The organism is Clostridium sp. LXY-7, from assembly GCF_056172015.1.
In genome coordinates this window covers 388,775-410,237 of sequence record NZ_JBLLJL010000002.1, presented here as the reverse complement: position 1 = coordinate 410,237, position 21,463 = coordinate 388,775, and the positions used below count along the sequence as shown (strand labels likewise).

Sequence of the window (21,463 nt, the reverse complement as noted above, 5' to 3'; positions counted from 1 at the left end):
GAACTATCAAAATTATTTATATCATATCCACCAATGCAACAAAGAGATGCAACTTTACTTGGATTCTTATTAGCAAAATCTTGAACTAATATCGCACCAATTGAAATTCCTACTAAAATTAATTTTACTTATTTTTTCGCTTATAATTATATAATGTATTTTGTATATTTTGTAAATAGTTATTGCCTATCATACAGTTTTTTTCTTGTAAAAATATCACTAACCAAGTAACATCAATGGTTAGTGATATTAACCTTATTTATTTAGGAAACTCGATTCACATTCGCTCACTGAGTAAGTTCTGCTAACTAAATCAAAGATTTAGAGCATCACTTATGGTATGCTTCTCCGTAACAGTTTCAATTGAGGTTTTCGTTGTATGATAATAAACTGGAATTTAGCACCTTGAAGTCATGCTCATTTTGAAAAAACCTTAAATAGAATGGAAATACTTAAAATATCATCTTTCAAACTTACGTCCTTAACACCTCCACCAATCTTTTCAAGAAGTATTTTTACAATAAATAACCCTAATCCAGTTCCGCTACGGTTACGAGATTTATCAGCAGTATAAAACCTATCAAACAAATACTTCAAATCTGCTTCCTTTAAGTCTGAAACACTATTTCTAATTGTAAAGATAATATCTTTTTCAAATTGATTAATCTCAATTACTATATAGCCTGTTGAATATTTTATTGCATTGGATATTAGATTCTGAACTATTCTTCCACAGGTAATTTCTTCTCCTTGAATTTCTATTTTCTTATCTGGAACTCTGTTATGGAAATCAATTTCTTTCTCTTTTATAAAAGCATAATTAGAGATAACTGCATCAGTAACTATTTCAACAATATCTATTGCTTTTATCTCTATTTCATAGCTCATATTATCCCAAATAGAAAGCTCATAATAATTGTTTATCAGCTTATTTAACTCTTCAGATTTCTTTTTGAGAATATTAATATACTCTATTTTCTCTTCTTCATTACAATCCTCTAAAAGAGTAAGATACCCTCGAATCGCAGCAAGGGGTGTCCTTAAGTCGTGGGATATATCAGAAATAGACTGTTTTAACCTATACTCCCTATTTCGAATGGTTATTTCTAATTGCTTTTCATCTTGCAATATATTATTTATAGCCTCAGCTAAGTTTTCCGTATCCTTATCCCTTAATGTAATATTAATTCTTTCTTTATTTCGAAGACTATTCTCAATTTTCCTCAGCTGCTTTTTTAGTAATATAAAACGGATTGCCATATACATAATAATTACAATTAACAATTCTTCTACCATATCCCAATCCGTCCTTTCCTAAAATTAATGTATATCTTTTTTATTAAAATAAAAGCTACAAAGTAAATATAACAGAATTGTTCCTGCCATAAAACCAACTGTAAAAATAAATGGCACCACTCCTAGAGAACTATCTTTACTTGCAACAGTATATGATACTGCCTCCCATGGTAATTGAGATAATACGAGTATAAGTCCCATGACTCCTGCAGATAAAGTAAGAGCTAAGCTTGATGTTTCTACAACCATACATATGAAAAATGGAATAGATACAAGGCATAAATCAAAAAACATTCCAGTTACTATATAAACAATTATAAAATAGCCTTCTCTACTATTAAAGACTTCTCCCCATCCATAAAAGATAGTATTTAAGCCCCCCATAACCATATAGTTTATCAATAAAATAATAATGCAAGCTATTATATAAGAAATGTATTTACTCATTAAAACCATTCTTCTTGTATTACCAGATGTTAAAGCATGATTTATTGTTTTGAATGATAAATCTTTTCCTACGTTAGTAATTGCAAACAAAGTACATGCCATAAGTGCAAACATTTCACGTCCTTGACTTGCAAAAGAAGATCTTCCACATTGGTTTCCAAAATACACTCCTATTCCCCCTAGAATTATTAATCCTATTGCACAAATTAACAATTCTTTACTATGCTTAAGCTTGTATATCTCTGCTTTTAAAAGATTATACATAGAAGTCACCTCCTATTGCTTTTGTGAAGTATGACTCTAAGCTGTCACCTTTTATGGTGATTTCCTCAACTAAAATGTTATTTAGCATCAATACCTTATTTATTTGAGCACACTGATTAAAGTGGCCATATACCTTAATAATATTTTCATTAAAAACAGTATAATTATTAATTCCGAGTTCTTTCTCTAAGATAATGGCTGCCCCTTTTGTTTCAGAAACATTTAAAAAGATATGTTTCTTACATCTATCATCTAGTTCATTTGAAGATATCTCTTCTATAATTTTTCCCTTATGCATAATTCCATAATATGTAGCCAGCTTATGAAGCTCACTTAGAATATGACTTGAAATTACTATTGTAATACCTTTTTCAGTATTCAATTTCTTTAAAAGATGTCTTAACTCTAAAATCCCAGTTGGATCAAGACCATTTAAAGGCTCATCTAAAACTAAAAGTTCAGGCTCATTCAATAAAGCCATAGCAAGTGCCAATCTTTGCTTCATCCCTAATGAAAATTCCCTAACCTTCTTTTTCCCTGCATTATTTAAATTCACAAGCTGCAATACTCTATCAATATCACTGGTCCCTGGTATCCCTTTTTGCATACGTACTACTTCAAGGTTTTGTTTTGCAGTCATATCCATATATAGTGCAGGATTTTCAATGGTATATCCAATTTTGTTTTGCACTTCGCATAATTGCTTCTCATTGCTTACTCCAAATAGCTTAACCTCTCCCTCAGTGGGCTTTATCAACTGTGCAATTATTTTTATTAAGGTAGTCTTACCAGCTCCATTTTCTCCAATAAGACCATAAATTTCACCTTTTTTAATATTAATATTTACATTTTCAAGTGCTATATTGCCTTTATACTTTTTTGATAAATTTATTGATTGGCAAACAGTATCTGACATCTTTATCATCTCCCTTGCCTTCTATAGTAATGTCTACTTTATAAAAATATCTAAAGTAAATTCTAAAGAAATTCTAAAATAATTATTTTAGTTTATATCCCATTCCCCAAACTGTTTCAATCAAATCACTATTAGTCTTTTTTCTAATATTACTTACATGAGTATTAATAGTGTCATTATCATAGGCATAAACTTCTCCCCAAACAGCTTCATAAAGATTCTTCTTAGAAAAGACTTTGCTTGGATATTTAATAAATAAATATAAAATTTCAAACTCCTTTGATGTAAGCTTAATACTACTGCCATCAATCCATACTTCCTTTAAATCATAATTAAGAGTTATATTTTTATAGCTATAAAGCAATTGCTCATTAATAAGTTTGCCATATCTTTTTAAATTTCTTTCAATTCGTGCTAAAAGCTCAGATAAATCAAATGGCTTCACTACATAATCATCTGCCCCTGCTTTTAATACATCTACCTTCATCTGTACACTTTCTTTTGCAGACACAACAATTATAGGCACATCAGAAAGGACTCTAATTTCTCTTAATACTTCATCACCACTTTTGTAGGGTAACATAATATCAAGGACAATAAGCTCAGGCATTATTTCTTTTGCAAGTTTAAGGCCTGTAAGTCCATTTTGGGCTATATAAGTATCATAATTATTTTTGCAAAGATAATCTGATATCATATTAGCTATTTCGGTATCATCTTCTATAATTAGAATTTTAGTCTTCATCCTTTACAACTCCTAAACCCTATAAGGGTTATATATAATCCCGCCCTTATAACTTTTAATCACTTTTCTCTAGATTCTAGGTTATTTTTAACATAAATTTATTATAGCAATTTTACCGATAAAACTCTACGTATCAGCATATTCCCTTTATTACACATGATAAAATCATCATCATGTTGTGGCTACTAAAAAGCTGTTCATAAGAATGTGCTAATGAAGTATAAAAAGAATTTTTGCACATAAAAGGCCCTCCAATCGCATAACTGCCATTGGAAGGCCTTTAAAAGCGCGCATTTAATTACCTACCATACTTTTTTACAGTCTGGCAGTTCTGTTAACAAAATTTATCTATCGGCCGATATCAACATTTTTATTGAATGCTTTTCCCCAAATTTCTAGCTTCCACTAAACTTGACTTTCCTTTAATTTCTCCTTTTTTCATAACTCCCGACTGAGTGACTATTCCTCTATCCTTCCATCCCATGTATTTTATCGTTGCATTGTAATGACTGATAGTGGGTTCAACCGCAGCGGTATCAGTATCACCATAGACTGCAATTAGCGCTGCATCCGTTATGGGCATAGCTTTTGCAGTGCTAACATACATTCTGTCAAGTGCTGATTTTAATTGCGCTGTCATGCCATGCCAGTAAACAGGACTTGCCAATACTAACATATCAGTATGATACAATGCAGAATATAACTCTCCCATATCATCTTTTTGTACACACTCCCCAAGATGAGTAAAACAATATTTGCAATCCATACATCCATTGATTTTCATTCTGCCAACATTAAACTTTGTAACTATATTTCCACTACTTTCGGCACCTTCAATGAATGCATCCACTAAAATTTCTGTGTTGCCATCTTTTCTTGGGCTACCATTAATTATAACTATATTTTTAGCCATTCTTAATTTCTCCTTTCCCATTTTCGTTTATTTGAAAGTTGATTTTTCACCATAATGCTACCATTTATCATAGTGGACTCTTTCAGTTTTAAACCTGTCTATAAATCGATTTTCTTGTTTGTCTGGATAACCAATCGCAATTAATGCAAATGGGGTAATGTTTGATGGAAATCCATACATTTCCCTTATATAATTTATAGCAGAATCCACAGAAGAAACACTCATCCACACTGCTCCAAGCTCCAAATATACAGCTTCTAATAAAATGTTTTGCGCTGCTGCACTCATATCCGATTTCCAATCTGGCTCAAATCTAAAATAATTACTATTGGCTACCAAAATTATAGTTAACGCTGAACTATCAATCGGTTTTGCATCTGGCATAGATTTAGATAGTTTTTGTAACGATTCTCTATCTTCAATTACGATGAATTCCCACGGCTGCTGATTTAATGCAGAGGGAGCCTGCATCGCCGCTCTCAACAATTTGTCTACTTTTTCTTTCTCTACTGTTAAACTCTTGAATTTTCTAATACTCCTGCGATTAAATATTTCTCGCACGCTAATACCTCCTATCTTTGATTTTCTTAAATATCACTATCTAAATTAAGCGTTGTATTTAGCTTTTGATATATGCTATTATAATACCATGTCATTTTCAATCAGTGAAATTGATTGTTTCTATTATTATAATCAATAAATTAGATAAGAGGGGTTAGTCCTATGGATATACGATTAATTACATCATTTGTAACGGTAGCTACACTACACAACTTTACAAAAGCCGCAGCGCAGCTTGGGTATGCTCAATCATCTGTTACATCTCAAATTCAACTTTTGGAGAAAGAACTGGGAATAAAGTTATTTGATAGATTAGGTAAAAAAGTCTGCCTTACACCAGAAGGTGAACAATTTCTGAAAGATGCAAGAATGCTTCTTTTTTCATGGGAAAAGGCAAAAGGTTCGCTATCTTTGCTAAAATCTCCACACGGGGTTTTGACGATTGGTGCTAATGAATCCGTCTGTTCTGTCAAGCTACCCAAACTATTAGCAGAATATCGCAAACGGTACCCAGATGTTGAATTTCATATAAAAATCGGCTCCACTGACGAACTAGAGCTATGGATTAAAGAAAATGAAATTGATGTAGCAGTACTATTAGACATGCCTTGGCATGTCCCTGAGCTAACAGTAAAAGTACAGCAAGAGGCAGAGCTAGGACTTTTAGTCTCGCCTACTCATCCTTTAAATTGCATGGAAAATGTACTTCCTCAAGATGTTTCAAATTATCCACTACTTTTAGTATCTCACAGCAGTTGTTGGAAAAATATTTTCAAAGCCGTTATGGAAGAAGTGCATGAACCATTTAAAATTATGTTGGAAACAGCAAGTATTTCCGACCTTAAGCAATTCGCTATATTAGGTTTTGGGATAGCGATTATACCTTTATATTCCATAGATGCAGAAGTAGCCTCTAAACAATTATCTGTTCTTCCCTGGGCTGGAAAAGAATTGAAATTGTTAGTTCAAGTAGTACATCATAGAGATAAATGGATTTCTCCTTCGATAGATGCATTTTTAGAGATATGCGCAAACGTTGAATGGTGATGTGTTATATAATTACCTTCCGCTATATGTGTCGTCATTTTTGTGGGAAAGATGTACAACCGTCTCCACATTCACAGTCTATGTGAACATATAACAGACTTTTCTTAAACAAAAAGAGAGTGTAAAATTATATACACTCTCCATAAATTTAATTATCATTTCTTCTTTAAATGGATCGTATCTTTTAAATAAATTGGATTTTGAAAGATAGCTATTTATTAAACCATTCGCCTAGTGATTGATTAAAATAATGGGAATTAAACTCTATTAATCTATAATCTTGTATTCCATGAGTTTTAAAAGGTTCATTTGATAAATAAGTTTCTATTTTTTCTATAGACTCTGACTTAATAATAAATATCCCTCCGCTCATATCTATTTTTAGTCCAGACATTAATATCATTCCTTCATCCATGGCTTTTTGAGTATATGACATATGCTCTTTCATAATTTCTTCATTCATCTTCTCCGCATCCTGTATAATTCCTTCAACAATAAAATATTTCATTTTGTTATCCTCCTAACTGAATATTTATAAATATTAAACCAATAATAACCTACAGTTATTGTTAGCTTACCTATTGGCCCATCTTCGTATAATTCAAGGACTCTATTCTTCCTGTTTTCTAGGTCTTTTAGGCTCCTTCATTGTTTAGTTGATTAGTAATAGCCTTTAATCCCTTACAAGAAGCATATAATTCATCATTTAATTAACTTCTAAAAAATACTCTTACCATAAGCTCTATTTTACGTACATCTCCATAATGTCGTCAGGTAAATAAACCACATACTTACACAGCATATCTCCATTTAAAGCTGATGAAATAACATCTCCGTCAAGTTCTCTGTCAAAAGCAGCTTCCCAAAAGTTTTTCACGTGACCAAAACTACAATAACATAAGGTAGAAGATACATGTTTGTCGGTTAATATAGATTCCTTTGCAAATGGACAATGACATGCATGATAACGCTTCATTCGTTCATCAGTTTCTTTTAGAAAAGCATCCATGTTTGCTGGGAAAGCCATGAGATACATTTTATTGCCCTCTCTTACTCCTGCTATCATTGCTGGATTTTGTTTGATAAAATCTAAAACCTCATCTGTAATCAGCTGACCGTAAAACAATTCACCATTATCATTGAGTTTTGTAAAATCAGCAATTTGTTCTTCAATATTTAATTTGTTGAAAGCATCTAAATCATTGCACTTTAAGAACTTTTCTCTTGCCCATGCACATTGCGATGGCTTTAATCCATGTCGTACATTTGATAAAATAGTTTTAGCTGTCTGCTTATCTGTCATGCTGTCAAAGCGATTCATAAAATCATACATGGTGCGACAACCACATTTAGCTTCACTATTAATATCAGGCACACCTATATCTTTTGTTAGTTCATTCCAAGCTTCTTCTCCAAGTCTACCGGAAACCTCGTTTTCAAACGTCCTCATGATAATTTCATCTTGATACTTAATTGTTTTTTCTCCCATTATATTCATCTCCTTAATTTCCGTAAATTAATACTGTTGTATTAAAATACTTTTTAAAACCAAATTTTTTATATAGCGATTTTGCTTCATCACTTACACATAATGTAACAGTTATTACCCTAAGGTTTCTCAGATCATTTAATATTTTTGCACACAACGCGGAACCAATGCCCTTTCTTTGATAATCTTTAAGTGTTGCTACAAATTCTAAAGATGCTGCTTGTCCATTACTCGCTTTCTCAAGCACCCGAAGATAATTTTCCACATCCTCAGATATGAACTTTATGTAATAGCTCTTTTCCATGTTTCAATACTTCCCATCATAGTAAAAATCCTTATCTCATCTTATGTTATAGAGGCATAACAACAAAATACCTAACTTATTTGCATAATATTCATAATTATAGCATATTTTAACCGATTCATATCTATTAATATCCATATTAACTTTATTTTACCAAGATATATATTCTAATAGTAAAAACTAAAAAAGAAGGAGAACCCCCATCAGAGGATTTTCCTTCTTTATTATTTATAAAATATTTCTGTACTTTCTCATGAAAGTGAAGCTCAATGCTTTCGTTAGTAGTATTGAGAAAAATCGCATAATTCACTTTCCTGAATTACGCGATTTTTAACTTCTAATTATTTAATTACAGTTCCTTTTTTGAATATCTAAGTTAATACTTATAACTTTTGTTCTCTATGTCAAATCATTCATAGTTTTTAATTCACGACTTAATATTTTCAGAATAAAATTTTAAAGCTTCTCCGATAAATTTAGATGCACCACTGCCATATTTCTTATCAGTTACTTTTATCCATATAGGATTCAATAAATAAAGCTCTGCCGTATAACCCCAATGATTCTCTCCCTCATCCACTTTGTAAAATTCTTGACTTTTTTTAGTTGCATCTGATATTTCTTCAACGATTTGTTGAATCTCCTTTGAAGTTGGATCTTTACTTAAGTCTGCTACAAGCTTTTCATATAATTCTTCTAATTTAGGCTGCTTATTTCCCAAATAATTTTTTAGAGCTTCTCCGATAAATTTAGATGCACCATTACCATATTTCTTATCTACTAATTCTATCCATTCAGGGTATACCAAATAAATTTTCACCATATAGTACCAATGATCATCTCCATTTTCCATTTTGAAAATTTCATAATCTTTTTTTACTGTATTTGTTATTTCCTCAGCAATTTGTTGAATCTCCTTTGAATAAGGATCTTTACTTAAGTCAGCTACGAGCTTTTTATATAGTTCTTTTAATTTAGGATGCTTATCTTCCAAACAATCTTTTTTAAACTTATCATATTGTTCTGCTAAAATTAACGTATTACTATTAAGATTTTTCTTTACAGCTTCAGCATATTTCTCAATACTTCCATATTGCTTTATAGCCATTTTAGCAATTTCATCTTCCTTAGATTTACATTTTTCAATAAATTCATTATATTTATCTACACTACCATAAATTCTAATTACCTTATCCTTGTGTTCTGTTTTAAATTCCTCCAATACATTATAATATTCATTCATATCGAATTCTTTAAAATTCATCGTACTTTCTCCTTTTAAGGTTTTATTTATAAGCTCTATTAAGCCATTCAGTCTTTTACGTTTTAACATAAGCAACTTTTTTTGATCTTTTAGTGCTTGCATCTTATCAAAGTATGGACTCAACATTATCTCTTTAACTTCTTTTAAAGGTATATCAAGTTCCTTAAAAAATAAAATCTGCTGCAAGGTTTTAAGGGCTTCATCATCATAAAGTCTGTAACCTGCTTCTGTGATTTCACTTGGTTTTAATAATCCTATTTCATCGTAATAATGTAGTGAGCGCACACTTATTCCTGTCAAATCCGAAACTTGTTTTACTGTTCTCATTGCTACACCTCAAAGTTTGATTTTAGAGCTGCCAATATTATTTAATAATCTGCCGGCTAGAAATTTTTGTAATATCTCCAAGCTCTATTTTTATATTACACTATGACGTGGTGTTAGGGTCAACACTTTACAAAAGAATTATAATAAAACTTAGTAGAAAGTACTTTGCATGCTGCTTGGCTATCGTATCAGTTTGTAGCTATTAATAAATTTCAATAGTAGCCTTTCGTTTTGCCATTGTTTCCATTGATTTTAATACTAAATAAGCAACTACACAATACATAATTCCTATTGAAAATTCCTTAAATATCAGAATAATAGCCGTATCCATGGCAGCATAACCGTTATATATAAGCTCCTTGGATGCCTGGAGCGCATTAGTAAGTGGTAGAATTTTACTTATATATTGTAGTACTGTGGGAAGCCTATCTATAGGAAAGTTTACTCCACTTAATGCCATTAGAGTCATGGAGGCAACATTCAATAATAGGTTTATATCCCTAGTTATTAATCCAATACTACCCATTAATAAGCCCATAGCACAAGCACTAAACATAGCAGCAATTAATATAATTATAAATTGTGGTAATATGTTTACAGGTATTCTAAGATTGAAAATCAACATACCTGCAATAAGTCCAATAATAACAGTTATTCCCCCATCAACTATGTGAAATAATGATTTGCTTACAAAACTACTAAATTTATTGCACGGTGATGCAATTATGTTTTTTAAGGTACCATATTCTCTTTCTATTATTTGAATAGTCCCTACTCCAAAAAACGCATTAGTTGAACATAATACAAAAGCATTTCCTAAAATATATGGAGTTATATCCTGTCCACCATAGGCATGTTTTGCTACCAGTGAAAAAAATACCACCTCAAATATTGGATTTATAACCTTTACTAAAATATAAATACTTGGTCTTAAAAATCCATACATGCCTTTAAATGAATATAAACCACTTCTATACATTCTTTTTATAGCTTCCACTTAACTCACCCCCAATGAACCTGTTATTCTTGTTTCTTTATCTATTTTCACAAATAATAATTTACTTATTACTCCATATACCAAACAAATCCCTATTAGCATAAAAACCTTTTTATAGAATAGCTCCATATTCTCTATACCTAATGAGCTTTCTCTTAAAATTTCTATGGCTAAAGTTGGTGACAGCATATAGCTAACTGGTTTAACAAAACCTGGCAGCAGTTCTACTGGAAATATAAAACCGCATAATATGAACACTGGATATTCTAAACAATTCATTAAGGCTCTAGCATTTTTAGATAGGGTAAATATAGGAGCAATTAAAAAAGCTACTGATATAAAGGAAATTATTAACAATATAAAACACCCTATAAATAGAGGTATATTATCTACATATAGTGAGCCATTGAAGAATATCTTAGTGAAAGTAATGCTTAGTAATAATCCAGTTAACCCTAAAAAGGTATTGGCTAGAACTTTTCCAAATATAATATAAGTAAATTTAGTTGGACTGCAAAATAAATTCTCTAAAGTTCCCATGAATCTCTCTCTTTCAATATCTCCTGCTGAAGAAAAACAAATAGAACTCCATAGACTGCATAAACCACTTCCTAAGATTACATAATTAGTATAGTTTTCTACCTCAGAGTTTTTATACATCATATATAAAATAAAAGTATAGATTAGAGGTTGTACTAGTATGCAAAATCTAAAGGTAGCTCTTGAAAAGGATTGTGATATATGAAGCTTAAAGGTTGAGTATATTACTCTTACATTGTTCATTTTCCCCACCCCCTATTAGCTTTATATAAACATCCTCAAGAGAACCATTAGTATCTTCTAAATACTTCCTCTTTAAATTATAAGAGGTATCTATATCCACAATTTCCCCATTATTAATTATGGCAATTCTATCACAGAGTTCATCTGCTTCATACATATAGTGAGTGGTTAATAAAATTGTCTTCCCTTCTGCCTTTAGCTTTAAGATGATGTTTCTTAAATTCTTAGCTCCAACAGGATCAAGTCCAATGGTAGGCTCATCTAAAAACAGTATCTTAGGATCATTTATAAGTCCTCTAGCTATTTGAAGTCTTTGCTTCATTCCCTTTGAATATCCTTCGACCTTTTCATGCTCACGACCATCTAATTCAACTAATTTAATTAAGTATTTTATTCTATCCTTTAATACAGAGGTTGGAATCTTATAAATATCCCCGAAATACTGAAGATTTTCATAAGCAGAAAGCCTCCAGTATAAACCTCTCTCTCCACCAAAGATGAAATTAATATTACTTCTTATGTGCTTTTCTTCTCCAAAGCAATTGTATCCAAAAATCTTAGCTTCTCCTGATGTAGGTGCTAGCAATGTTGTTAGTATCTTGATGGTGGTTGTCTTTCCTGCTCCATTGGGGCCTAATAATCCTAATATTTCTCCTTCATTAACAGAAAATGAAATCCCCTTTAGTGCCTCAATCTTCTTTTTCTTGGTCATACTCAATGTGCCAACATAGGTTCTCTTTAAATTCTTTACTTCTAAAATAGCCGACATAAAAATCCCCTCCTAAACTAATTTCATATATATCTAATTAGATATATATAGTATATTCTTCTGTTTATTCCTTGTCAATATCTGCAATATTTTTTATACTTGATAAAATCAAGTATAAACTTTAAATATCTACTATAATGTTGTATGTATTTATGGTGATTTAAAAGGTTGTACTAATAAAATAGGATGGAATTGTAAAATCATATTATTTGGGATTTTCACGGTACACTCTTTGATACATATGCAGCGATGGGGAGTATCTTCAAAAAGAAGCTTAAAGAAGAAGGAATTGAGGAATCATTAGGTGAAATATTAAATCATATGAAAGTATAAATTTTTTTGGCTATGTTAATGAATAGTGTTGATAATACAGTATATAATAATGGAACTCCTTGAAGAGAGTTCCATTAATTCGCATTTAAGTTAAATTACAGATTATAATATTAACTTTTCATATAATTTACAATATTTAATATTGCTATATAACCAAATGGTATATACATAAACAATAAGGTCAAACGTTGCCAAATACCTTCGTTTGCTATAATTGTATATTGAAAATTTGATTTATCTGACATAATAAATAATACAAAGAAAATTAACGCCAAAGTAAACGACACTAAACAAATAACAGCAGTTGTCCAATCCTTCATTTTAAATGACAAAATACTTAGAAGTAAAGGTACAAATAAAAGTGCCATAAATCCTAAAGCCGAACCAATTCCATGAATTTTTGAAGCAATATTTTCTATTTCTTTACTTTCATTAACACTAAAAATGCCTGACAAAATCCCTGCACCAACAGCAAAGATAGTAATAAAAACAAAAACGGTTATACTTAAATTCTTAGAACAAGAAGAATATTGCTGATATAAGTTAGCAGAACTGATTATCAAAAGTATACCTAATAATACAAGCCAAATATTATAATATATTCGTACAGGACTATTCGGATTTCCTAATACACTCATAACCATTGTTTTATGATTATATCCTTTGTAGAAATTAGCCAATATATAAGGTACAACAAAGTCCCCAACAATTGCAGTAATTAATAACCACCAACTGAATTGAGTATTTATAAATATGTTCATTATATCCCCCTCTAATAAAACATAATCTTTAATTTATTCTGCTTTGATAGCGTCTAAAATTTTGTGCCTCTAATAAAATGATGTGGGTATCCTCATTTTACTTGGTTTTCTTTTTTGCCATTTTATATTTTTGGTAAAGAATATCTTTTAAAACCAAAACAGTGTCCGCATCGTTAAAGTCGAACTCATTTTTAAAAGTATCATACAACTCAGATATTTTCTCACTATAGGTATTTATTCCATTTATACCTTGATATGATGCTAAAATGGGATACTTTTTACTCCATGCACTTGTCCAGTCAATTTCATCAACTATCATTTCAATACTAGTAACATCACCACCAATATGGCTTCCACTAATAAGATAGTCATAACTTACATTGTAAAGTTGACTTAGTAATTTTGCTTTAATAAGTTCTGGAACCGTTTGATCTGTTTCCCATTTACTTACTGTTTGTCGAGATACACTTAACTTTTCAGCAACATCTTCCTGCGATAAACCAGCCTTTTTACGCAAATATAATAATTTTTCGCCTAATGACATAATTATCACCAGCCTTTCCTCTATTTCAAGTTAACTTGTAACTATAGTATACTAAACACTAAAAATCTATTCTATCAAGTGAAAATGGAATTTTGTCAACTAAACTTAACATTTTCATTTTTTATTTATCATTTATGCTTATTTTCTTCCGTATGTAATTAATAGTCCATATACTTTTAAAAATGATTTCCTACTGTCAGTATTTCTAAAGTATTCTGCTATTTTAGATTGCATTTTTATGTAGGCTTCTGCCATAGCTCTATCTATTCCTCGATTCATAAATAATTCAATGGCATTTTCTTGATTAGAGATACTAAAAGATTTATCCCATCCATTAATATCAATAAAATCTTGCACTTTCTCCTCGTAATCCTCTACATCTGGATTTACATATATTACTCTGTCATTCATACGAATATCTATATCATACAAGCCTAACTCCTGCATATAAAATGGCAATCTCATCCCAATTGCATAATCTCTCCCTTCGCACTCCAATTCCTTCTTCCATACCTTATGAAAATCGAAAGATGTGCAAAGATAATCATAATTAATGTCATCAATATATAGTCCGTCATTTTCAAATTCCCTATTTACGTCTACACAAACAACCAATCCATCTTTCTTAACAGAATCCACCATCCTTTTTAATACTTCTACAGGTTTGTTCATATGCCTTAACCCAGCCTGACAAATTGATATGTCATATTTTTTATCTGTTTCAAGAGAATATATGTCTGAGACTATAAACTTAGCATCAAACTCAGTATTACTAAAAACAGACTTTGCTTTATTGGTAAAGTATTCGTTATCGACTCCAGTATAGGTACTTCCCTTTGGCAAAAGTTCAAGCAACTTCATTCCTAAGTAACCCTCTCCATATCTAAATTCAATAATATCTATTGGTGAGTTTAAATTCCAAACATTTTCTACAAGGAATTTTAAATAATCATCGTTCCAAAAGTATTTTCTGTTTTTATATAGATTATCTGTCTTTCCGTTCCAATTATCTCGATTATCTGTATCCTTCGGTATATAAATCTGCTGTCGTAACGGTTTTACACCTAATAATTCATCTATGGAGACATGGAAATATTCAGCAATGCCTGGTAATAAAGTAATATCAGGCATTGTCACTCCAGTCTCCCATTTACTAACTGATTGGAATGATACACCTAACACGTCTGCCAAATCTTGCTGCCCTATTCCTTTATTCTTTCTCAACTCTGCTATTTTGAGTTTAACTGTTGTCATATAATAACCCCCTTAACTCTGATAACATAATGATAACATAACCTTGTAATCATCCCCATAACGTAACATGCGAACTTACTCGCACATTAGTTGAAATAAATAGAATTTGCTTAGGATTATCCTACCCTTACGACACTTCTTAAGAATATTCCGCATTATTATATACCCGTATAGGTTTGAACAACTCTATTATTTTTTACATCTTCCCATATTAACTCTTTTACTTTATCCCAATTATTTTCATCAGCAGTATATTGTAAACACTTTATAATTCTAAGGGATAATATTTCTTCTTCAATTTTTGCTCTTTCTGAGAAATATTTGATTAATCCATTAAATCCTTCTAATTTATGAGTAATTCCATAAGGTGTCTTAGAGAACAACTCAGTAACACGAGCTGTCCATCCTTCTCCTTTTGCATAACATGCAAATTTAATTGTTTCATCAGCACTATCTCGTTTTAAATAAATACAGGAAAGGCTAAACTTTTTTAACATTCCTGCAAGTGAAGAACAATATCTTATTATAGTTTCACTATCTGCATTTCTTGAAAGAAGTTCATTTATAGGGTTCTGAAGCCACACACTATCAAATATTATGCTATGATAATTTTGTTCTAATTGAGTAAAACGATTATTAAAAAACTCTAAACTACATGGAATATAATGTGAAAGTGTCATATGTGGATTAAATTCATCTCCAATATCCCATTCCGATAGTATATTCAATAATTTATGTTGATTTGGGAAACAGTTTCTTACTTCTTCAATATTTACATATATATACATACCATGTTGCTCAATAAAATCGGTTATAATTGGAAAATCACAACAAATTTTATTATAAACATCTAATGGAATACCTGCTACATTGCATAAATCATTAGGATAATTTAAGTCATTTTCTAAAATACATTTTGCACCAGTTTTTTCATGTAGCCACTTAGAAATAGTTGATTTTCCAGTGCCAGGTAATCCTTCAATAAAGTATACTGTTCTTTTCGTACACATATTAATCTCCTTCTCTCATAAACTAATTTAGTAAATAATGAAACCAATTAAAAAATTTGTAATCAATAGTTTTTTATCTTAGAATTACATTAGACATGACATTTACTACAGTTGTTTAAAAAATAATTATTTTAAACAAATTATAGAACGAAACCGCGAAGCCTACACTATGGGGTTTCAATCTATCCTATCTCTTCAAAAATAGTCCTACTATATATTTTATCACAATTTTTGGTAAAAACAGAGTTGAAACATGATATTCAGAGTTACCAACTTTGACTAGGCTAGTATACTCTTTAGTTAATGAGTTAGATATTCTATTAATCTTTACACCTAATTTATTATGATTTTCAGGATAAATTACTCTATTGGTACATAAGCCACCTATATATGAGTATCCAGCATCTTTCGATGCTTTAAAAAGAGCTTTACAACTATACCAGCTATCACACATTAACATAACATTTTATAGAAAATAATGGTACAATTGATACATCAATCCCTTTGTTACCTATAAAAGGGATATAAAAATAACTTTAAAATTAAAAGGAGGAAATATTATGAACCAGTATTTAAAAATTCAAGAAAAGATAAAACGTAGCGAGATTGCTTATATCAGCTACTTTTCTGAATGTCATGAGAATGAACATATTATTAGATTTCGTGACAGTCAGATGAACGATATGCATTTTCACAATTCCACACATATTAAAGAAACATTATCCAAAGATGTTTTACAACAGATTATTAAAGAGGAAATAGAATTAAATTATCAAGAAAATAAAGATTTTTGCAGGGTTACTATAGATGAACTGCCTGATAAAAAATGTTTAGAAGGATATCATGAAAAACTAGAAATTGAGCATTATGGTAACTATGTATATGTATCTATGGAATCTCCAAAATGGAATACCTTAAATGGGTATCAGATACGTAAAATTACAGATTATTCTATGGTTGCAGATTTGGTATCATTAGATCTAATTCAGGACGGTGAGATTTTAGAAAAAGATTTTTGCGAGCGTAGAGCCAGACGCATAGGACAGGCATCTTTGTCAGAAATTCCGGTGGATACATATATTTGTTATTATGATAAAATTCCAGTTGGAAGTTGCCAATTGTTTTTATATAATGGAATGGCTAAAATAGAGGATTTTACAGTATCGCCAGAGTATCAGCGTCGTGGAATAGGTACTACTATCTTAAAATATGTGATAGACATAGCTCTTTTAAAGAAAGCTGAAGTGATATATCTCAGTGCCGATGAGGAAGATACAGCAAAAGAAATGTATAAAAAATTGGGATTTGAAAAAGTAAGCGAATCCTATGCATTATTATATAAATTATAAAATATAGTGGGGAATATAATATCTTTTAACATCATTTTACCAATTAACTTCAAGGGGTGAATTTCCACTTTTTATTGATATTCTGTTAAACTCTCTCAAAAGGTTTAACGCATTCTCCTCTTGATTTTCTAAATTTGTACATGCCCACTTCTTATGTACCCGCAACTTCATCATCAATTCTCCTATTTTCAGTATTACAATATAATGATTTCCCAAAATGCTTTTTTTCAACTGGCAGTTCACATCGCTAAGTAATGCTTCATATGTTCCATCTTCTGCAAAAGTAAGGGTATTATCCATAATAGCTAAAATCAGCTTATTCTCCCCAATTCCTAAATAAGATGAAAAGTTCACAGTTTTTTTATCTATTTTTATAATATTAACAAAAGCCCCTGCCAGAACAGTTCCTTTTAGCTCTTTTCGGATGAATTTTTCAGCTACTTTCTGTGCCTCCTGTAAGTGAGAAGCATTTTTAAATATCACAATAATGTAGAAAACTCCTATAAGAATCATGATTACAAACAAAACCCATTCCAGTACTTTTATAACTCCATCAAGTTGTAATAAAAAGTTAAAAAAATTTTCCATGCTGAAACTACCCCCAAAATTTTTTCATTCTCTTTTATAATCTTAAAACAAAATTTTTACAAAGCACTTTTATACCTAATTTGTTTTGAAAGTAACGTAACTTAAATTTAGACATAGGCCCTCATTATTTATAGTATATAATACTTATTCTATTTGTGTTAATATAATAATCTATTTGTATGTATACATTGTATTTCTAGAAGTGTTACAATTTCAATTAGGTTCAGTTCATATCTCCATAACCTCCACAAGGCGCAAAAAAAACTGCCTCAAAAGAGGCAGATAAAATATAGATAGACTATCATAAAACTATGATCCACTATGCACATCCATCTTTTGAAAATAAACAATACCCACAATTAAGGGAATAGCAAAGTATATAGCTAAAGAGATGACAGAAGGTTTTGAGCAGTATATATGCAGTATCATTGCACGCATTTAAAACACTTAAATGATATCTTAGAATTTACATACTAATTGGAACTTTAAGATTGTATTAATTTTCTAAGAAAATCAGCTGTTGATAAAACTTCTTTGATATTTTCTTCATTTTTCATATTTAGTTTTACATATTGCATAATTTTTCTAATATCAGTTAATGAATTTTCAAATAACTCATTCATCCAATTATATCTTGGAAAAAGCCATACATGAAAGTGGTTTGAACGTTCTTCTTGAATAATAACCACTTCATTGATATCATTAATCTCATTTAAAGCTAATCTAGATTTATATATTAGGTTAGTAAGTTCTGTTGCTTCATCTAAAGTTAATTGAGCAATTGATTTTAGATGTTTTTTTGATACTATGACGAGAAAGCCTTTTAGTGGAGTTTCTAAATCTTGCTGTATAAAAAAATTCTCTGTTTCCTTTATAATTCCACCTGGAGGTATAATATTACCTTTGCCTATTTCACAAGCGATACATTCAGATCTCCACTCATTATTCATAAAGTCTTTCATTATAATTCACTCCTTCATGATATTATACAGTTACGTCTTAAATTACTATTGTTCAATAATTTATATTTTTATTATACATAACTTATGGATTATAATCCCGGTTAAAATGTAAAATCTCTCATTAAAGATAAAATATGTTAGATAAAAAGATTTACGCAAACGGACAAGAGGTTTATACATATTGTAAAAATAAACTCACCTACTATTATAAGAATGGTCAAATAAAAGCAGAAGGTTCTTTTGAGAACAATGAAATGGAAGATGAATCAGTAATTGCAGGTTAGAAATTATGTAGGCTAGCAGATTCTGAAAAGTTTCTACTAGCCTTTTTCATTGAAATCTTTATTAGCTATTTGTAGTATTTACCTGTACATTCTGTAATGCTCATTTCTATAACAGCAGTACCTTTCACCATATTTTCTGGTAGTAAATGACCAGAAAAATTTGGTGTATACTTGTCTACTATTTTATTTAGTATTTCTCTTTTAAGTTCTAAGTCGTATATCAATTTAGCATAGCCTAATGCCACAATACTATTATATTCAGTGTTTGTATCGCAAGGATTATCAACACCATCTGTTATAAAACCAAGTATTTCATCAATTTCAAAGCAAACCTTGGGGTTTTGAATTATGTTGTCAATTTTTTGTCCCTTAGGCAGACCATGCATGTATATTTTTTCTTTATAATATACAAAATGCATTGCAACTGCATAGGGGAATCCATCAGTGTTTTGAGTTACAAATCTACCAACATGGGATCTATCAAATAGTTCATTAATCTGTTCTGTAGTTAATTGATGTTTTTTCATTCTATATTGCATAATATTCCACCTCATAATATTCTAGAATTTACTAGATTTATTTTTTATGATATCATTATACTTTCAATGTGGTTCTATCAAAAGAGCCACTTTTATAATAAGAATAGGATACAGTTAGATTTTGGGAGGGCATTATGATCTATATAGATAACTCATCAAAAATACCGATATATGAACAAATATATCAGCAAGTAAAAGATGAGATAACCACAGGAAGCCGTAAAGCTGGTGACAAATTAATTTCTACAAGGGCATTGGCAAAAATGTTGTGTGTAGCTAGAAATACAGTGGAGAGAGCTTATTCCCAACTTTGGGTTGAAGGCTATGTTATTAATAAACCAGGTTCTGGATATATCATACAGAATATTAATGATAACTTACTTGTTGAGTTACAGGCTATAAGTGATAAAAAAGTTAAAAAAAAGTATAGTCATATTGGGGCATCTATACCTGAGTTTACAGATAGAACAGAAAAAACTTATCAATATAATTTTCAATATGGCGATCTTGATTATGAAAGTTTTCCTTATTCTTTATGGCGACGTTTAACCGCAGAGGCTTTGAGGTCAGATGATATCCAATATATTAACAGTTATAACCATAAGCAGGGAGACTTAGAATTACGAATTGAAATTATGAAATATTTAAAGCAGTCAAGAGGTGTATGTTGTACTCCAGATCAAATTGTATTATGTAGTGGTATCCAGTATGCACTTGATTTAATATGTAAGATAATTCCTCCTGTTGATGGTACATTAGCCATGGAGGAGCCTGGGTATGATGGTTCAAAAATAGTATTTGAAAATAATGGTTTTAAAATTGTTCCTGTATCAGTTGGAACTGAAGGAATAAGTTTAAAAAAATTGGCAATTGCTAATTCAAAAATTGTATATATTACACCATCACACCAATTTCCTACAGGTGCGGTTATGCCAATTCAGAATAGGATTCAGCTACTTAATTGGGCAACTGAAAATAATTCTTTTATTATTGAAGATGACTATGATAGTGAGTTTCGTTATAATTCTAGACCAATTCCATCACTACAGTCCATTGATAACAATGGTAGAGTAATTTACTTAGGAACTTTTTCAAAAGCATTATCTCCTGGATTGCGTATGAGTTATATGGTGTTACCGAAATCTCTGATTGTAAGATATAATGAGATATTCTCTGGATATCATTCTACCCTTCCGTGGCTTGAACAAAAAATTGTGAGTTTATATATTACTAATGGTCATTTAGAAAGACATATTAGAAAGATGTGTCTAGCAAACAAAAACAAACATGATGTTTTAATTAAAACTATTAATGATGTGATGGGTGAAAAGGTAATAATACATGGCAATAACGCAGGGTTACACATCATATTAGAGTTTGTAAATGGTGAAAATCAAAGTTGGTTAATTGAAAAAGCGGAAGAGTATAAAGTAAATATTTATTCAACCATGCCATATTGGATTGAAAAAGAAAATTGTCCACAAAACAGAATTCTTCTAGGCTTTAGTGCATTAAGTGAAAAAGATATAATTGAAGGAATTAATATTTTAAATAAAGCATGGTTTGATAATAAAAAATAATTATAATATATAAGTTGTAATTAAGTTTCTACATTATACAAATAGGCTTAAATATAAGATTAGATTAATTAGAACTTCATATTATTCCTGTTCAACCGTTTCGAAACCTTGATTTACTAAGTCTCTATTCAAGTAAA

The 21,463-nt window shown here is 30.4% G+C and carries 24 protein-coding genes and 1 pseudogene; 4 read left to right on the top strand and 21 right to left on the bottom strand.

The features are described 5' to 3' along the window. Positions 1-417: 417 nt before the first annotated feature. The 6 genes from ACI48Q_RS09030 to ACI48Q_RS09005 all read right to left on the bottom strand — a co-directional run bounded on the left by ACI48Q_RS09030 (position 418) and on the right by ACI48Q_RS09005 (position 5,142). Positions 418-1,296 carry a sensor histidine kinase gene (locus ACI48Q_RS09030; protein ID WP_474918754.1) on the bottom strand — a complete coding sequence of 293 codons (879 nt, stop codon included), beginning with the start codon at positions 1,294-1,296 and terminating at the stop codon, positions 418-420. A 24-nt stretch (positions 1,297-1,320) separates the two neighbouring features. Further along, positions 1,321-2,007, bottom strand: coding sequence for a hypothetical protein (locus tag ACI48Q_RS09025; RefSeq protein ID WP_474918753.1), 687 nt, complete (start codon positions 2,005-2,007; stop codon positions 1,321-1,323). Beyond that, the gene (locus ACI48Q_RS09020) at positions 2,000-2,923 is read right to left on the bottom strand and encodes an ABC transporter ATP-binding protein (protein ID WP_474918752.1); all 924 of its coding nucleotides are present in this window, start codon (positions 2,921-2,923) and stop codon (positions 2,000-2,002) included. Before ACI48Q_RS09020 ends, ACI48Q_RS09025 begins: the two co-directional genes overlap by 8 nt. Positions 2,924-3,005: 82 nt before the next feature. After that, a complete protein-coding gene (locus ACI48Q_RS09015; protein WP_474918751.1) occupies positions 3,006-3,668 on the bottom strand; it encodes a response regulator transcription factor in 663 nt (220 codons plus the stop codon). A 370-nt stretch (positions 3,669-4,038) separates the two neighbouring features. After that, the gene (locus ACI48Q_RS09010) at positions 4,039-4,602 is read right to left on the bottom strand and encodes a flavodoxin family protein (protein WP_474918750.1); all 564 of its coding nucleotides are present in this window, start codon (positions 4,600-4,602) and stop codon (positions 4,039-4,041) included. Positions 4,603-4,638: 36 nt separating this feature from the next. Next, positions 4,639-5,142, bottom strand: a complete 504-nt coding sequence (locus tag ACI48Q_RS09005) for a nitroreductase family protein (protein WP_474918749.1) — start codon at positions 5,140-5,142, stop codon at positions 4,639-4,641. Positions 5,143-5,304: 162 nt separating this feature from the next. Here ACI48Q_RS09005 and ACI48Q_RS09000 point away from each other — a divergent pair, with 162 nt between their 5' ends. Beyond that, the gene (locus ACI48Q_RS09000) at positions 5,305-6,189 is read left to right on the top strand and encodes a LysR family transcriptional regulator (protein ID WP_474918748.1); all 885 of its coding nucleotides are present in this window, start codon (positions 5,305-5,307) and stop codon (positions 6,187-6,189) included. Between the two features lie 211 nt (positions 6,190-6,400). Here ACI48Q_RS09000 and ACI48Q_RS08995 read toward each other — a convergent pair whose 3' ends face one another. From ACI48Q_RS08995 to ACI48Q_RS08940, 12 genes and pseudogenes are all read right to left on the bottom strand, one after another. After that, complete coding sequence (locus ACI48Q_RS08995) at positions 6,401-6,697, bottom strand: YciI family protein (protein WP_474918747.1); 297 nt, start codon at positions 6,695-6,697, stop codon at positions 6,401-6,403. Positions 6,698-6,931: 234 nt separating this feature from the next. Continuing rightward, positions 6,932-7,687 (bottom strand): hypothetical protein, encoded by a 756-nt coding sequence (locus tag ACI48Q_RS08990; RefSeq protein ID WP_474918746.1) that lies wholly within the window; start codon positions 7,685-7,687, stop codon positions 6,932-6,934. Between the two features lie 4 nt (positions 7,688-7,691). After that, positions 7,692-7,982, bottom strand: coding sequence for a GNAT family N-acetyltransferase (locus ACI48Q_RS08985; RefSeq protein ID WP_474918745.1), 291 nt, complete (start codon positions 7,980-7,982; stop codon positions 7,692-7,694). A gap of 427 nt (positions 7,983-8,409) precedes the next feature. After that, positions 8,410-9,573 (bottom strand): MerR family transcriptional regulator, encoded by a 1,164-nt coding sequence (locus ACI48Q_RS08980; RefSeq protein WP_474918744.1) that lies wholly within the window; start codon positions 9,571-9,573, stop codon positions 8,410-8,412. 202 nt (positions 9,574-9,775) lie between these two features. After that, a complete protein-coding gene (locus ACI48Q_RS08975) occupies positions 9,776-10,570 on the bottom strand; it encodes an ABC transporter permease (protein ID WP_474918743.1) in 795 nt (264 codons plus the stop codon). Next, a complete protein-coding gene (locus tag ACI48Q_RS08970) occupies positions 10,571-11,353 on the bottom strand; it encodes an ABC transporter permease (RefSeq protein ID WP_474918742.1) in 783 nt (260 codons plus the stop codon). It lies immediately after the preceding gene. Continuing rightward, the gene (locus ACI48Q_RS08965) at positions 11,319-12,122 is read right to left on the bottom strand and encodes an ABC transporter ATP-binding protein (RefSeq protein WP_474918741.1); all 804 of its coding nucleotides are present in this window, start codon (positions 12,120-12,122) and stop codon (positions 11,319-11,321) included. The genes ACI48Q_RS08970 and ACI48Q_RS08965 overlap by 35 nt, the downstream gene beginning before the upstream one ends. 443 nt (positions 12,123-12,565) lie before the next feature. Continuing rightward, complete coding sequence (locus ACI48Q_RS08960) at positions 12,566-13,216, bottom strand: DUF998 domain-containing protein (protein WP_474918740.1); 651 nt, start codon at positions 13,214-13,216, stop codon at positions 12,566-12,568. Positions 13,217-13,313: 97 nt separating this feature from the next. Continuing rightward, positions 13,314-13,760, bottom strand: a complete 447-nt coding sequence (locus ACI48Q_RS08955) for a helix-turn-helix domain-containing protein (RefSeq protein ID WP_474918739.1) — start codon at positions 13,758-13,760, stop codon at positions 13,314-13,316. A 138-nt stretch (positions 13,761-13,898) separates the two neighbouring features. Continuing rightward, entirely contained in the window at positions 13,899-15,014 is a 1,116-nt protein-coding gene (locus ACI48Q_RS08950; protein WP_474918738.1) for a helix-turn-helix domain-containing protein, read from the bottom strand. A gap of 158 nt (positions 15,015-15,172) precedes the next feature. After that, positions 15,173-16,024 (bottom strand): P-loop NTPase family protein, encoded by an 852-nt coding sequence (locus ACI48Q_RS08945; RefSeq protein ID WP_474918737.1) that lies wholly within the window; start codon positions 16,022-16,024, stop codon positions 15,173-15,175. A 324-nt stretch (positions 16,025-16,348) separates the two neighbouring features. Next, positions 16,349-16,481 (bottom strand): annotated as a pseudogene (locus tag ACI48Q_RS08940) (IS701 family transposase); the annotation flags it as partial. A gap of 103 nt (positions 16,482-16,584) precedes the next feature. Between ACI48Q_RS08940 and ACI48Q_RS08935 the strand changes: the two are divergent. Continuing rightward, positions 16,585-17,373, top strand: a complete 789-nt coding sequence (locus ACI48Q_RS08935; protein WP_474918736.1) for a GNAT family N-acetyltransferase — start codon at positions 16,585-16,587, stop codon at positions 17,371-17,373. 36 nt (positions 17,374-17,409) lie between these two features. Here the strand turns inward: ACI48Q_RS08935 and ACI48Q_RS08930 are convergent, their stop codons facing one another. Together ACI48Q_RS08930 and ACI48Q_RS08925 are read right to left on the bottom strand one after the other, a co-directional pair. Beyond that, positions 17,410-17,961: a hypothetical protein gene (locus ACI48Q_RS08930; protein WP_474918735.1), complete on the bottom strand. Its 552-nt coding sequence runs from the start codon at positions 17,959-17,961 to the stop codon at positions 17,410-17,412. 485 nt (positions 17,962-18,446) lie between these two features. Further along, positions 18,447-18,923 carry an HIT family protein gene (locus ACI48Q_RS08925; protein ID WP_474918734.1) on the bottom strand — a complete coding sequence of 159 codons (477 nt, stop codon included), beginning with the start codon at positions 18,921-18,923 and terminating at the stop codon, positions 18,447-18,449. Between the two features lie 134 nt (positions 18,924-19,057). Between ACI48Q_RS08925 and ACI48Q_RS08920 the strand changes: the two genes are divergently transcribed. After that, positions 19,058-19,207 (top strand): hypothetical protein, encoded by a 150-nt coding sequence (locus ACI48Q_RS08920; RefSeq protein ID WP_474918733.1) that lies wholly within the window; start codon positions 19,058-19,060, stop codon positions 19,205-19,207. Between the two features lie 65 nt (positions 19,208-19,272). Here the strand turns inward: ACI48Q_RS08920 and ACI48Q_RS08915 are convergent, their stop codons facing one another. Continuing rightward, entirely contained in the window at positions 19,273-19,746 is a 474-nt protein-coding gene (locus ACI48Q_RS08915) for a pyridoxamine 5'-phosphate oxidase family protein (protein WP_474918732.1), read from the bottom strand. 134 nt (positions 19,747-19,880) lie between these two features. Between ACI48Q_RS08915 and pdxR the strand changes: the two genes are divergently transcribed. Then, complete coding sequence (gene pdxR, locus ACI48Q_RS08910; RefSeq protein WP_474918731.1) at positions 19,881-21,326, top strand: MocR-like pyridoxine biosynthesis transcription factor PdxR; 1,446 nt, start codon at positions 19,881-19,883, stop codon at positions 21,324-21,326. Positions 21,327-21,463 lie beyond the last annotated feature (137 nt).